Here is a 13,919-nt window from a genome sequence, read left to right as displayed (position 1 = left end):
CCCCGGGCCTTCCGGGGGGCCCGCGGGGGGGCCCCGGTTTTTTATAAAAACCCCCCCCCCCCCCCCCCCCCCGCGGCCGGGGGCCGGCGCGCGGGGGGGGGGGGGGGGGGCGCCGCCCCCCCCGCACCCCCCCAGATTTCCGGGTGGTGCGACACGGGAACGTCACACTTCCAGTCGCACCGCCCGGAGCACGAAGTCCGGAGTCATCAGTACCGCACCGCTCGCGGTCAAGTTTCACCGGCAGTAACCCCCCGTAGTACCCCCCGGTGCACCGCCTACCCCAGGTGACACCAGGAGTACCAGCCGTACCGCAGAACCCTCGCAGTACCCGCAGTACACGCAGTGCACCTTTTGCGTCGCCTCGGGCCGTCACCCCGGGTCGTGCAGCCAAACGCGTTTTCCCAAATCCCGTGTCTCCAATCTTTATGCGGGTGCCCCTTTGAACCTTGGGAGTTAGGCACCATGACCCAGTCCTCTGTAGAGCCCAAGACCAGTGCGGAGGAGGCCGGAGAAGGCTCTCCGACCCCCGCCGGTCAGTCCTGGCTCGACCGGTACTTCCACATCAGCAAGCGCGGATCCAAGGTCGGCAACGAAGTTCGTGGCGGTATCACGACCTTCATGGCCATGGCTTACATCCTCCTGCTGAACCCCCTGCTCCTCTCGGGCGCGGACGTCGACGGCAACAAGATGGCCGCCTCGGCGATCATCACCGCCACGGCGTTCGCCGCGGCCGTCACGACGCTCCTCATGGGCTTCGTCGGCAAGGTCCCGCTCGCGCTCGCCGCCGGTCTCTCCGTGTCCGGCGTGCTGGCCTCGCAGGTGGCCCCCCAGATGACCTGGCCGCAGGCCATGGGCATGTGCGTGGTCTACGGCGTCGTGATCTGTCTCCTGGTCGTCACCGGCCTCCGAGAGATGATCATGAACGCGATACCCCTCGCGCTCAAGCACGCCATCACCATGGGCATCGGCCTCTTCGTCGCCCTGATCGGCTTCGTGAAGGCGGGCTTCGTCGGCAACGGCGGGGAGTTCATGCCCCCCGTCCAGCTCGGCGCGACCGGTGAGCTCTCCGGCTGGCCCGTCCTGCTCTTCGCCATCACCCTGATCGCCATCTTCATGCTCCAGGCCCGCAAGGTGCCCGGCGCGATCCTGATCGGCATCGTCGGTGGCACCGTCCTCGCCGCGATCCTCAACGCCATCGTGGACATCGACCCGAAGGCCTGGAAGAACGGCCCGCCGGAGCTCAGCGGCTCCGCGGTCTCGGCGCCCGACTTCTCGCTCTTCGGTGACGTCTCCTTCGGCGGCTGGGGCGACGTCGGCTACATGACGGTCGGCATGATCGTCTTCACCCTGGTGCTCGCCGGCTTCTTCGACGCGATGGCCACCATCATCGGCGTCGGCACCGAGGCCAAGCTCGCCGACGAGCAGGGCCGCATGCCGGGCCTGTCCAAGGCGCTGTTCATCGACGGTGCCGGTGGCGCCATCGGCGGCATCGCGGGTGGCTCCGGCCAGACCGTCTTCGTGGAGTCCGCCACCGGCGTCGGTGAGGGTGCCCGTACCGGCCTCGCCTCCGTGGTCACCGGCCTCTTCTTCGCCGCTTGCCTCTTCTTCACCCCGATCACGCAGATCGTCCCGGGTGAGGTCGCCTCCGCGGCCCTGGTCGTCATCGGCGCGATGATGATGCAGAACGCCCGCCACGTGGACTGGGCCGACAGCTCGACCTCGATCCCGGTCTTCCTGACCGTCGTGGTCATGCCCTTCACGTACTCGATCACCGCCGGTGTCGCCGCGGGTGTCATCTCCTACGTCGCCATCAAGGTCGCTCAGGGCAAGGCCCGTGAGATCGGCGGCTTCATGTGGGCGCTGACCGGAATCTTCCTGGTCTTCTTCGCCCTCCACCCGATCGAGAGCTGGCTCGGCGTCGGCTGAGCCGACCTGACCAGGTCCGACGGGCCTGATCCGCAGCGCACGACCGCACCCTCCACGTATCCGATACTGGAAACCGAACCCCTCCGAGGAGGCCGCAATGCTGGACATCGCCGAAGAACTGAACCGGTGGGTCGAGCAGGGACGTGACTTCGCCGTCGCCACGGTCGTGGCGGTCGGCGGGAGCGCACCCAGGCAGCCCGGAGCGGCCCTCGCCGTCGACAGTGACGGCACGGCCATCGGCTCGGTCTCCGGCGGATGCGTGGAGGGTGCGGTGTACGAGCTGTGCCAGCAGGCGCTCGAGGACGGCGAGACCGTCCAGGAGCGCTTCGGGTACAGCGATGACGATGCCTTCGCCGTCGGCCTGACCTGCGGCGGAATCATCGACATCCTGGTGACCCCGGTTTCCGTGGGCTCTCCCGCCCGGGAGGTGTTCGCGGCTTCGCTGGCCGCCGCCGCCCGGGGGGAGGCGGCGGCGGTCGCCCGGATCGCCGAGGGCCCGGCCGAGCTCATGGGCCGCGCCGTACTCGTCCGGGGCGAAGGCTCCTACGAGGGCGGGTTCGGCGGCCACCCCGAGCTGGACCGCGCCATCGCCGACGAGGCGCGGGCCATGCTCGACGCCGGCAAGACCGGCGTGCTGGAGATCGGCGCCGACGGCCGCCTCTGCGGAGAGCCGCTCAAGGTGCTGGTCGAGTCCAGCGTCCCGCCGCCCCGGATGATCGTCTTCGGGGCCATCGACTTCGCCTCCGCCCTCGTGCGGATCGGCAAGTTCCTCGGCTACCGGGTGACGCTGTGCGACGCCCGGCCCGTGTTCGCCACGAAGAACCGGTTCCCCGAAGCGGACGAGATCGTGGTCGACTGGCCGCACCGCTACCTGGAGGAGCAGTCCTCCGCCGGTACGGTCGACGGCCGGACGGTCCTGTGCGTCCTCACGCACGACGCCAAGTTCGATGTCCCGCTCCTCGAACTGGCACTCAAACTTCCCGTCGCCTACGTCGGCGCCATGGGCTCCCGCCGCACCCACGAGGACCGCAACAAGCGGCTCCGCGAGGTCGGCGTGACCGAGCTCGAGCTGGCCCGGCTGCGCTCCCCGATCGGTCTGGACCTGGGGGCCCGCTCGCCGGAGGAGACCGCGCTGTCCATCGCCGCCGAGATCGTCGCCAACCGGCGCGGCGGCACGGGCGCGGCCCTGACCGGCGCGCACATCCCGATCCACCCGGACGTCGCGAACACGGTGATCAGCAGGATCGGTTCCGTCGCTTGAAGAGGTGACGGGCTGTAGCACGGTGTGGAAAGGGCGCAACCCCGTGGGGGTTGCGCCCTTTCGTTGTTCCGCCTATCTTACCGGCCGGTAACAGCGTCTCCCTCTAACGGAGTTGACCGGATGCCTGCCAGTCGAACGAGTAACCGCGGTGTCTTGACGACCTTGCCGGCCCTGGCGGCCGTGGCTGCGCTGGCGCTGGCCGCCCTCGCGGCGGGTCCCGCGCCCGCGGCGGGCGCCGGGTTGCCTACGGGTGCGGGGGCCACCGGCCCGGCCCCGCGCGAGGTCCTGTTCGTGGGCAACAACTGGGAGGGCACCGCCGACGTCCTCGCCTCCACCGGAAACCTGGCCAAGGTGGGCCGGATCAACATGGTCCCGGACAAGGAGGAGCGGCTCCGGGAGATCTACCTCAACCCGGTGAAACTCGCCTACTTCCTGGGCGTCCGGGCCACCGCGGGCGAGGGCCACGACCAGTTCGTGGACGACATGTACACCACCCCGGACGGCTCCGCCGTCGTCGCCTCCCGCCCCAGCTTCGCCGACGTCGTCTCCATCGACGTCCGCACCGGCCGGATCAACTGGCGCTTCCCCGTGGCCGGTTACCGGGCCGACCACATGGCGGTCTCCCCGGACGGCACTCGCGTGGCGGTCTCGGCCTCCACCGCGAACACCGTGCACGTCCTCGACATCGCCGACGGCCGCCAGGTCGGATCCTTCGCCACCGGCGACAAGCCGCACGAGAACACCTTCACCCGGGACGGCCGTTTCCTGTGGAACAGCTCCATCGGTGACGTGACCTCCGCCCTCGACGCGCCCTGGCTGGACTGGACGAAGGGCGACCGCCGGATCACGGTCGCCGACGCGCAGACCCTCCGCCCGGTCCGGGTGATCGACATGAGGGCCCGCCTGGACGCCTTCGGCCGCTCCGACCTGTCCGACGCGGTGCGGCCCATGTCCTTCGCCCCGGACGAGTCGAAGCTCTACTTCCAGGTGTCGTTCTTCAACGGCTTCGTCGAGTACGACGTGGCCGCCGACCGCATCACCCGGATCAAGACCCTCCCCGAGAACCCCGCCACCAGCACCGACCGCACCACCTGGGTCAACGACTCCCGCCACCACGGCATGTCCATGAGCCCGGACGGTGCCAAGCTGTGCATCGCGGGGACCATGGACGACTACGTGACCGTCGTGGACCGGGCCACCCTGCAGCAAGGGCCGCTCGTACCCGCCGCCAAGCCGTACTGGGCCACCGTCGACGGCGACGGCTCCGGCTGCGTGATCTCCGAGAGCGGCGCCGACCAGGTCACGGCCATCGACTTCGCGACCGGCACCAAGCGGGTGTCCGTACCCGTCGGCGACCACCCGCAGCGGGTCCGGATCGGGCACGTTCCGGCGGACTGGACGGGGCCCGCGGCGCGCTGACCCGGACAAGCCTGGCGGGAATCCGCCCCTTATGAAGTGACTGGTCCGCCATGACCGATTAATCTCCTGATCATGGTGGAGATCCGCGAGGTGCCCGAGGCAGACATCGACCGCGCTCTGGAGCTCGCGTACCTGGTCTTCCACGACCGTCCCGAGAAGGAGGGGCGCGAGCGGCACCACGAGCTGCTCAGCCACTGCACGCGGATCGGGGCCTACGACGGCGACGCGATGGTCGGCTTCATGGCCGCGCACGCCTTCCGGCTTTCGGTGCCCGGGGCGGACCTGCCCTGCCCCGGGCTCACCTTCGTCTCGGTCGCCCCCACCCACCGGCGGCGCGGCGTACTGACCGCCCTGATGGGCGAGATGCTGCGCAGGGCCGGGGAGGCCGGCAGCCCCGTGGCCGCCCTGTGGGCTTCCGAGGCCGCCATCTACGGGCGCTTCGGCTACGGCAGCGCCACCCAGGGCGCCACCATCGAGATCGACTCCACCCGGCCGCTGGCCCTGCGCATCGAGGCGGACCGGCGGCCGCTGCGGCTGGTCGCCCCCGCGGACCCCGCGGACCCCGCGGACCTCAAGGACGTGCTCGCCGTCGTCGGCCCGTACCACGAGGCGGCCCGCGCCGTCCGGGCCGGGCGGCCCACCCGCAGCGACCGGCGCTGGACCGAGGAGTGGCTCACCGAGCAGGACGAGGAGGACGAGGAGCTCAGCCCGCCCCGGATCATCGTCCTGGGGGAGCCGGGCGAGCCGATCGCGGGGTACGTCCTCTACCGCACGAAACCCGATTCGAGCACGGAGAACACCGGGGCCGCGCGGACCCCGGGCCTGGTCCGGGTCGACGAACTGGAGGCCGACACCCCGCAGGTGGCCGCCGCCCTGTGGGAGTGCGTGGCCTCCCTCGACCTCACCGGCCGGGTCACCGCGTGGGGCCGGCCGGCCGACGACCCGCTGCTGCACTTCGCCGCCGACCGGGACCAGGTCCGGGTCACCGCCGTGTTCCCGGCGCTCTGGCTGCGGCTGGTCGACGTGGCGGCGGCACTGACCGGGCGCTCGTGGGCCGCGCGCGTGGAACTCGTACTCGAACTGACCGACGTACGGCTGCCCGCGAACGCGGGGCGGTTCCTCCTGAAGGCCGGGCCGGACGGGGCGGCGTACGAGCCCGCCGCGGACCGGGACCCGGACCTGACCCTGGACGTACGGGAGCTCGCGGCCTGCTACCTCGGCGGGACCCGGGCCGTCGAACTGGTGGCGGCCGCACTGGTGGTGGAGCACACGCCCGGCGCGGCGGCGGCCCTGGACGCGGGGCTGCGCACCACGCTGCTGCCGCATACGGCGGACGAGTTCTGAAGGGGCCGTGGCGGGGGAGGACGGCCCCCGCCACGGCCCCGGCTCAGCGGGTGGGCAGGGAGATCCGGGCCGCCGACATGCCGAAGCCGGAGCTCAGGACGCCGGTGGAGATCCCGTCACCCAGGCGGTGCAGGTCCTCCTCGCGGTAACGGACCGTCTTCTCGTGCCAGTTGAGAATTCCGGCCAGCCAGTCCTTCAACTCGCCGACGTACGCGTCGAGTCCGGCCCGGGCCCCGGCGTCCAGCTTCCAGTCCTCGTAGAGCAGCGGCAGCTGGTTGGCCACAATGTGCTCGAACTCCTCGGTGCGCTGGGTCATCAGCGAGTGGCAGATGTGCAGCGCCTCCTCATACCCGATGTCGAAGAAGTTGCGGGTGACGAGCACGTAGTTGTGCACCTCGCCCTCGACCTCCACCTCCTTCTGGTACGAGAAGATGTCGTTCATCAGGCACGCGGAGTCGGCGGCCGCGTTCTCCAGGGAGCGGATGGTGCCCGAGGCGTAGATGTCGTCGGGGATGCCCCGGCCCGCCTGGCCCAGCCGGCACAGGTACATCGTGAGGTGCGAGCCGAAGGTGTGCCGGCGCATCTCCGCGTAGTCCACCGGATCGGGGATGCGGTTCTGGATCTGGTTCTCCATCTCCCACAGCCAGCTCTGCAGCATGCTCACGAGGGTGGCCCGGAACTCGGCCCGGACCTCGGGGGTCATGTCCTTGCTGGTGCGCACCCACAGGTCGCCGATGGACCGCTCCATCGCGGTCAGCCCCACCGGCTGCTCCGCGTGGTCCACCGGGATCATGGCGACGAGCCGCGCGGTGGTGGCCTTGGCGGCGGAGAGGTTCTTGGACTGGGCGAAGACCACCGGGTAGTAGTCGTCCCCGTACGTGCCCCAGGTCAGCCAGCAGGCGTTGAGGGCCAGGGCCTCGGGGGTGGCGTCGGGGTCGATGCCCGCGGAGCAGAGCGCGAAGTCGTAGCCGCGCAGCTTCTCCTCGTTCCAGATCGCCGAGCCGGGGTCGCCGGGCTGCGGATCGATCAGGCCCATCTCCCTGGCCCAGGCGACGGACTCCTCGCGGGCGCGGGCGTGGTGGGGACTGAGGGCCAGCGGGAACGGCATGTAGATGTCGGGGACGATCGACGGGCCGGTGGGTTCGAAGGGGACGTGGGTGAAGGAGCGTTTGCGCAGTTCCAGGGCGCGGGGGGCGAGGATCGAGCGGAGGTCGAGCGCGGTGGTGCCCAGCCCCGAGGGCATGAACGGCAGGGTGAGCGGAGCGGTCGCCCGGGCCTCCTTGTTCATGTATCGGCTCGAGACCATGTGCCACTCGTGGCCGCCGGACTGCCAGTCCTGGAGCCCCTTGGCGTAGGCGAGGACGGCGGCGATCTCCGCCGGGTTCATGGCGTGGTCGGCGAAGAGCTGGGGGAGTTCGGCGAGTGCGGTCTGCTCGAACTGCTGGAGCCGGGAGGTGAGGAGGTCGTTGGAGGCCTCCGCGGCCTCCTGGGTGCTGCAGCCCAGGAAGGTCTCCAGCACCAGGATGGCGTTGGAGAGTTCGCCCTCCTCGGAGACCTCGCGCTGGTAGGAGAAGATGTCGTTCCTGATGTGCACGGCGTCGGAGAAGGCATCGCGCAGCACGCCGAGGGGACGGGAGTGCGCGACGCGGGCCGGAACCTCCGCGGAGACGTACTCGATGAGGCCGGCCGACCAGGGCGCACCGCCGACCTTGCGGCGCATCTCGATGTATTCGAGGGGGTTGGAGACCCGCCCGATGTTGATGTTGGCGAGCTCCCACATCGACTCGTCGAGCAGGTTCTTGGTGGACAGGGAGAACCGTTCCCGCCAGTCCATCGACATGGCCGGGACGGTACGGGCCCACAGGTCGGCGAGGCCGGCCTCGACCGGGTTGGTGGCCTCGGGGAAACCGTCGGCCAGGTCCATCGGCATGAAGGCGCCGAGCCGGTCGAGGTAGGCCTTGGCGCCCGCGCGGTCCTGGGAGCGCTTGTACATCTCCAGGAAGTGGTCGTCGAAGAAGAACACCCACACGTACCAGTCGGTGACCAGGGACAGCGCCTCGCTGCCGCAGTCGGGGTGGGTGTACGAGCAGAGCAGGGCGTAGTCGTGCGAGTCGAGGTCGCTCTCCTCCCAGACGCCGGAACCTTCCAGCATCCCGAAGTCGCGGGCCCACTTCTTGGTGTGGACCCTGGCGTCCTCCAGGTGGGGGTTCAGTCGCGCCGGATAAGGCACATAGAAATCCGGCAGTTGAAACGGCTGCGTCACGGCAGGGTGGGCCTTTCGTCTGACTGTCTCGTTGATTCCTCACGAGATCAGCAGGGCACTACCCGTGTTGCCGGTGGGATAAGGGGGAGTTCACTTCATCAGGTGGCGTGTGGGGCGTTCTGCGACGGATGGGGCTGGTGACCGGTAAAGGGATGGGGGAGGTGCGGCGGGGGGCGGCCGGGGAGGTGGTGGCCCTCCCCGGCGCGGGGGCTCAGGCCCCGGCGGCCTTCCGCTCGTCGAACGCCGGGTAGAACTTGCGCAACAGGCCGAAGGTCTCGGGGAAGTCGAGCTGGCCCGGGGCGGAGCTGGCGCCGAAGAAGGAGTACGTGATCCGGGACCCGAGGGCGGGGAAGAAGACGCGGGAGACCGCCCCGGCCTCGCCCATGGCGATGACGATCAGCCGGGTGTCCTCGGCTCCGGCGCGCAGCAGGAGCGAGGCCAGCCGTCGTACGTCGTCCTCGGAACGCACCATCGTGGACACCTTGACCACGTCGGCGCCGGCGCTCTTCGCGTCGTCGATGACGGCCTGGAGTTCCTCGGTGGCCGGAGTGAATTCGAAATTGTGATAGGAGACGAGCGCCACCGTGTCGTGACGGTGGGCGGCCTCGATCACCTCGGACAGGATTTCCCCGGAGGAAAGCTCGATGTCCACGGCGTCGACCTGAGGGGCGAGCGCGCGGAACAGTTCGAGCCGCTGCGCCTCGGTGCCCTTCCACTCGCCGCCTTCGCGGGCGGACCGGATCGTGGCCAGGACCGGCAGCGTCTTGAACTCGTCCACCTGGGCCAGGACATGGTCCGTTCCGGTCGCCGCGTACCGGTCGACGCGCAGCTCGGCCACGTCGACGCCGGCGCTCTTCGCGGCGTGGGCGCGCGGCTCGGTTTCGCTGTCGTCGAAGCTGACGGCCACCAGCGGAATCCCGCCGTCGAGAAGCGCCCGCAGTGAATTCATTTCTTGGTCACAGCCTTTTCGATTCCGATATCCGACGCGAAGTGCAGGGGGAACGGGGCGGATTATACGTGGAATCGCCCGGGGTGAGCGGGGCTGCCCGCCCCTCGGGCCGCCCCCGGTGGGGCGGGTGTCCGGCCCGGCCGGCCGAGGGGGTGTCGCACCCCGAGTTGTTTGTCCGATTGTTCTAGATTTGTGCCATCAGTTCATACTTTCGAGTTCCGGGAGAGAGACTCATGGCGATCGACCTCGACAAGGTGCTGGACAAGGCGTGGGCCGACAAGCCGCTCGCGGAGGTGCTCGCGGCGCCGGTGGCCGCGCTCAAGGGCGTCACCGACAAGGACGGCGAGCTGCTGCTCGAAGCCTTCGGCGTGAAGACCGTCGCCGACTTCGGCCAGCTGAAGTACGCGCGCTGGGCGCAGGCCCTGGTGGCGCTGAACCAGACCACGAAGTAGAAACGGGCGGGGGGCCGCCGGGGCGCCCCGGCTACCCGGCGGGCCTCAGGTCACCGCCGGGGTGGGCCGTGCGCCAGGCCTTGATGGACAGGTCCCAGTCGTCGCCCGTCAGGGCGGTGAGGGAAGCGGGAAAGAGGCCGTCCTCCTCTTTCGCGATGTGGTGGTGGAGCTCCTCCACCGCCCGGCGCAGGGCCTCGGCGTCCGCCGGGTCCGCAACGTCGGCGCCGGCCAGGAACGCCGCCAGCTCGCGGTGTTCCCCGACCAGCGCCGCGATGTACGGGGCGTACTCGGGGTCCTGCTCCATGACGGCGAACAGGCCGTCCTCCTCGCCCCTCCAGTGGGCGAGCAGGACGGCCGTCATCTCCGTGACCAGGGTGCGCGCCCTCGGGAGGTCCCCCGCGTCCAGGGCGCGCAGGGCGTCGCCGGCCGCGTTCGTCACCGCCTCGTGCTCGGCGATGAACTCCTTGATCAGGGGGATCTCGCGGCAGCCGCAGTAATGGCACATGCGGCTCAGTCTGATCCAGCCGGTGCCCGGTTAGTCGCTTTCGCCTTCCAGGTTGCCCTCCGTGTCCAGGTACACCTGGCGCAGCGCCTCCAGGACCTGCGGGTCCGGCTTCTCCCACATGCCGCGGGACTCGGCCTCCAGCAGCCGCTCCGCGATCCCGTGCAGGGCCCAGGGGTTGGCCTCCTCCAGGAAGGCGCGGTTCTCCGGGTCCAGGACGTACGTCTCGGTGAGCTTGTCGTACATCCAGTCGGCCACCACGCCGGTCGTGGCGTCGTAGCCGAAGAGGTAGTCGACCGTGGCCGCGAGCTCGAAGGCTCCCTTGTAACCGTGGCGGCGCATCGCCTCGATCCACTTCGGGTTCACGACGCGGGCGCGGAAGACGCGGGAGGTCTCCTCGACCAGCGTGCGCGTCTTGACCGTCTCGGGCCGGGTCGAGTCCCCGATGTACGCCTCGGGGGCCGTGCCGCGCAGGGCGCGGACGGTGGCCACCATGCCGCCGTGGTACTGGAAGTAGTCGTCGGAGTCGGCGATGTCGTGCTCACGGGTGTCGGTGTTCTTCGCCGCGACCGTGATCCGCTTGTAGGCGGTCTCCATCTCCTCGCGCGCCGCCCGCCCTTCGAGACCGCGGCCGTACGCGTACCCGCCCCACACCGTGTAGACCTCCGCGAGGTCGGCGTCGGTGCGCCAGTCGCGGGAGTCGATCAGCTGCAGGATGCCCGCGCCGTACGTGCCCGGGCGCGAGCCGAAGATGCGGGTGGTGGCCCGCCGCTCGTCCCCGTGCACGGCCAGGTCGGCCTGCGCGTGGGCCCGTACGAAGTTGTCCGCCGCGGGCTCATCCAGCGAGGCGGCCAGCCGTACGGCATCGTCCAGCAGGCCGATGACGTGCGGGAACGCGTCGCGGAAGAAGCCCGAGATGCGCAGGGTCACGTCGATGCGCGGCCGGCCGAGCTCGGCGAGCGGGATCGGCTCCAGGCCGGTGACGCGGCGCGAGGCCTCGTCCCAGACCGGGCGGACACCGAGCAGCGCCATGGCCTCGGCCACGTCGTCGCCCGAGGTGCGCATCGCGCTCGTGCCCCACAGGGACAGGCCGACGGACGCGGGCCATTCGCCGTTGTCCGTGCGGTAACGGGTCAGGAGGGAATCGGCGAGGGCCTGGCCGGTCTCCCACGCGAGGCGGGAGGGGACGGCCTTCGGGTCCACCGAGTAGAAGTTGCGGCCGGTCGGCAGCACGTTGACCAGACCGCGCAGCGGGGAGCCGGAGGGGCCCGCCGGGACGAACGCGCCGTCCAGGGCGCTGACCACGTGGGTGATCTCGTCGGTGGTGCCGGCCAGGCGCGGGACGACCTCGCGGGCCGCGAAGTCCAGTACGGCCGCCACGTCCGCCGAGAAGCCGGCGGCCGCGGAAGTCACCGCCTCCGGGGCCCAGTTCGCGTCCTCCATCGCCTGGACCAGCGCGCGGGCCGTCTCCTCCGCCTCGTCGGCGGTGGTGCGGGTGGCCGCGGACTCGTCGAGGCCGAGCGCTTCGCGCAGACCCGGCAGGGCCGTCGTACCGCCCCAGATCTGGCGGGCGCGCAGGATGGCCAGGACCAGGTTGACGCGGGCGTCGCCGGTCGGGGCGCCGCCCAGGACGTGCAGGCCGTCGCGGATCTGGGCGTCCTTGATCTCGCACAGCCAGCCGTCGACGTGCAGGAGGAAGTCGTCGAAGCCGTCGTCGTCGGGACGCTGCTCCAGACCCAGGTCGTGGTCCAGCTTCGCGGCCTGGATCAGGGTCCAGATCTGGGCGCGGATGGCGGGCAGCTTCGCCGGGTCCATCGCGGAGATCTGGGCGTACTCGTCGAGGTGCTGCTCCAGGCGGGCGATGTCGCCGTAGGACTCCGCGCGCGCCATCGGCGGCACCAGGTGGTCGACCAGGGTGGCGTGCACCCGACGCTTCGCCTGGGTGCCCTCGCCCGGGTCGTTGACCAGGAACGGGTAGATGAGGGGCAGGTCGCCGAGCGCGGCGTCGGGGGCGCAGGACGCCGACAGGCCGGCGTTCTTGCCCGGCAGCCATTCCAGGTTGCCGTGCTTGCCCAGGTGGATCATCGCGTCGGCGCCGAAACCGCCGTCCTCGGCGCGGGCCTGGATCCAGCGGTACGCGGCCAGGTAGTGGTGCGAGGGCGGCAGGTCCGGGTCGTGGTAGATCGCGATCGGGTTCTCGCCGAAGCCGCGCGGCGGCTGGATGAGGATCAGCAGGTTGGCGCGGCGCAGGGCGGCCAGCACGATGTCGCCCTCGGGATTGGCCGAGCGGTCCACGAACATGTTGCCCGGGGCCTCGCCCCAGTGCCGCTCGACGCTTTCGCGCAGATCGGCCGGGAGCTCCGCGAACCAGCGCTTGTAGTCGGCCGCCGGGATGCGGACCGGGTTGCGGGCCAGCTGCTCCTCGGTGAGCCAGTCCTGGTCGTGGCCGCCGGCCTCGATCAGGGCGCGGATCAGCTCGTCGCCGTCGCCGGAGACCAGGCCCGGGACGTCCTCGACGGGGCCGAAGTCGTAGCCGCCCGCGATGAGCGTGCGCAGCAGCTCCACGGCGCTGGCCGGCGTGTCCAGGCCGACCGCGTTGCCGATGCGGGAGTGCTTGGTCGGGTACGCGGAGAGGACCAGGGCGATCTTCTTGTCGCGGCGGTCGATGTGGCGCAGGCGCGCGTGGCGCACCGCGATGCCGGCGACGCGGGCGGCCCGCTCGGGGTCGGCGACGTAGGCGGGCAGCCCGTCCTCGTCCAGCTCCTTGAAGGAGAACGGGACGGTGATCAGGCGGCCGTCGAACTCCGGTACGGCGACCTGGGTGGCGGCGTCGAGGGGGGACAGGCCCTCGTCGTTCTCCTCCCAGGCGGACCGGGAGCCGGTCAGGCACAGGGCCTGCAGGATCGGCACGCCGAGGGCGGCCAGGGCGCCGGCGTCCCAGGACTCGTCGTCACCGCCGGCGGAAGCGGTGGCGGGCTTGGTGCCACCGGCGGCGAGGACGGTGGTGACGATCGCGTCGGCGGACGCGAGCTGCTCGATCAGCTCCGGCTCCGGGGAGCGGAGGGAGGAGACGTAGAGGGGGAGCGCCTGCGCGCCGTGGGCCTCGATCGCCTCGGAGAGGGTGTGCACGAAGGCGGTGTTGCCGCTCATCTGGTGCGCGCGGTAGTAGAGCACCGCGATCCGGGGACCCTCGGTCCGCTGAGGGGTGCGCTCCAGCGGGCCCCACGTGGGGGAGGCCGCCGGGGGGTCGAAACCGTGGCCGGTGAGCAGCACGGTGTCGGAGAGGAAGCGGGCGAGCTGCTCCAGGTTGGCCGGGCCGCCGTGGGCGAGGTAGCCGTGCGCCTCGGCGGCGATGCCGATCGGGACGGTCGAGGCTTCCATCAGCTGCGCGTCGGGGGCCTGTTCGCCGGTCAGGACGACCACCGGGCGGTTCTGGCCGGGGGCCAGGAGCAGGTCGAGGCCGTCCTGCCAGGCGCGCAGGCCGCCGAGGAGGCGTACGACGACCAGGGTGACGCCGTCGAGGAGACCGGGGAGGTCGTCGAGGGGAAGGCGGGAGGGGTTCGCGAACCGGTACGGGACGGGAGCGTCCCCGGCGTTCGCTGCGCGGGCGCTGAGCAGATCGGTGTCGGACGTCGACAGCAGCAGGATCATGCGGCGGCAGGCCTTCCTCGGGGTTTCCGCGCCCCGGGCAGTGAGGACGGCGGGAGTTCCTGACTCATCCGGTGCGGCCGGGGCCGCGCGGATTCACAGTGGCGGGACCGCGCCGGATTCGCACCGGGCTTCCTCCCATGTCGCCGTCCTCG

At 70.9% G+C, this 13,919-nt stretch carries 9 protein-coding genes and 1 riboswitch; of the genes, 5 read left to right on the top strand and 4 right to left on the bottom strand.

The window, feature by feature from the left end:
- Positions 1-462 precede the first annotated feature (462 nt).
- The 4 genes from ACFYM0_RS36425 to ACFYM0_RS36410 all read left to right on the top strand — a co-directional run bounded on the left by ACFYM0_RS36425 (position 463) and on the right by ACFYM0_RS36410 (position 5,950).
- On the top strand, positions 463-1,926 hold the full coding sequence (locus tag ACFYM0_RS36425) for an NCS2 family permease (RefSeq protein ID WP_388509572.1): 1,464 nt from the start codon (positions 463-465) through the stop codon (positions 1,924-1,926).
- Between the two features lie 97 nt (positions 1,927-2,023).
- Complete coding sequence (locus ACFYM0_RS36420) at positions 2,024-3,187, top strand: XdhC family protein (protein WP_388509569.1); 1,164 nt, start codon at positions 2,024-2,026, stop codon at positions 3,185-3,187.
- Positions 3,188-3,307: 120 nt separating this feature from the next.
- Positions 3,308-4,606 (top strand): YncE family protein, encoded by a 1,299-nt coding sequence (locus ACFYM0_RS36415; RefSeq protein WP_388509566.1) that lies wholly within the window; start codon positions 3,308-3,310, stop codon positions 4,604-4,606.
- A gap of 72 nt (positions 4,607-4,678) precedes the next feature.
- A complete protein-coding gene (locus tag ACFYM0_RS36410; protein ID WP_388509563.1) occupies positions 4,679-5,950 on the top strand; it encodes a GNAT family N-acetyltransferase in 1,272 nt (423 codons plus the stop codon).
- A 43-nt stretch (positions 5,951-5,993) separates the two neighbouring features.
- Here ACFYM0_RS36410 and ACFYM0_RS36405 read toward each other — a convergent pair whose 3' ends face one another.
- Together ACFYM0_RS36405 and aroD are read right to left on the bottom strand one after the other, a co-directional pair.
- Positions 5,994-8,213 (bottom strand): germacradienol/geosmin synthase, encoded by a 2,220-nt coding sequence (locus ACFYM0_RS36405; RefSeq protein ID WP_388509560.1) that lies wholly within the window; start codon positions 8,211-8,213, stop codon positions 5,994-5,996.
- A 211-nt stretch (positions 8,214-8,424) separates the two neighbouring features.
- On the bottom strand, positions 8,425-9,162 hold the full coding sequence (aroD, locus tag ACFYM0_RS36400) for a type I 3-dehydroquinate dehydratase (protein ID WP_388509557.1): 738 nt from the start codon (positions 9,160-9,162) through the stop codon (positions 8,425-8,427).
- A gap of 233 nt (positions 9,163-9,395) precedes the next feature.
- Between aroD and ACFYM0_RS36395 the strand changes: the two genes are divergently transcribed.
- On the top strand, positions 9,396-9,614 hold the full coding sequence (locus tag ACFYM0_RS36395; protein WP_243338778.1) for a hypothetical protein: 219 nt from the start codon (positions 9,396-9,398) through the stop codon (positions 9,612-9,614).
- A 31-nt stretch (positions 9,615-9,645) separates the two neighbouring features.
- Here ACFYM0_RS36395 and ACFYM0_RS36390 read toward each other — a convergent pair whose 3' ends face one another.
- Both ACFYM0_RS36390 and cobN read right to left on the bottom strand, forming a co-directional pair.
- The gene (locus tag ACFYM0_RS36390; protein WP_388509553.1) at positions 9,646-10,119 is read right to left on the bottom strand and encodes a hemerythrin domain-containing protein; all 474 of its coding nucleotides are present in this window, start codon (positions 10,117-10,119) and stop codon (positions 9,646-9,648) included.
- A gap of 30 nt (positions 10,120-10,149) precedes the next feature.
- Positions 10,150-13,767, bottom strand: a complete 3,618-nt coding sequence (gene cobN, locus ACFYM0_RS36385) for a cobaltochelatase subunit CobN (RefSeq protein ID WP_388509551.1) — start codon at positions 13,765-13,767, stop codon at positions 10,150-10,152.
- 53 nt (positions 13,768-13,820) lie between these two features.
- Positions 13,821-13,902: riboswitch (cobalamin riboswitch) on the bottom strand.
- Between the last annotated feature and the right edge of the window lie 17 nt (positions 13,903-13,919).

It is taken from the genome of Streptomyces sp. NPDC006487, from assembly GCF_042870555.1.
Taxonomy (GTDB): domain Bacteria; phylum Actinomycetota; class Actinomycetes; order Streptomycetales; family Streptomycetaceae; genus Streptomyces.
The sequence above is the reverse complement of the archived record's forward strand: the minus strand, read 5'-3'. Positions and strand labels throughout refer to the sequence as shown.

Coding starts and splice junctions, on each gene's coding strand:
- ACFYM0_RS36425 (WP_388509572.1), top strand. CDS start 463: ATGACCCAGTCCTCTGTAGAGCCCAAGACCAGTGCGGAGGAGGCCGGA.
- ACFYM0_RS36420 (WP_388509569.1), top strand. CDS start 2,024: ATGCTGGACATCGCCGAAGAACTGAACCGGTGGGTCGAGCAGGGACGT.
- ACFYM0_RS36415 (WP_388509566.1), top strand. CDS start 3,308: ATGCCTGCCAGTCGAACGAGTAACCGCGGTGTCTTGACGACCTTGCCG.
- ACFYM0_RS36410 (WP_388509563.1), top strand. CDS start 4,679: ATGGTGGAGATCCGCGAGGTGCCCGAGGCAGACATCGACCGCGCTCTG.
- aroD (WP_388509557.1), bottom strand. CDS start 9,162: ATGAATTCACTGCGGGCGCTTCTCGACGGCGGGATTCCGCTGGTGGCC.
- ACFYM0_RS36395 (WP_243338778.1), top strand. CDS start 9,396: ATGGCGATCGACCTCGACAAGGTGCTGGACAAGGCGTGGGCCGACAAG.
- ACFYM0_RS36390 (WP_388509553.1), bottom strand. CDS start 10,119: ATGTGCCATTACTGCGGCTGCCGCGAGATCCCCCTGATCAAGGAGTTC.
- cobN (WP_388509551.1), bottom strand. CDS start 13,767: ATGATCCTGCTGCTGTCGACGTCCGACACCGATCTGCTCAGCGCCCGC.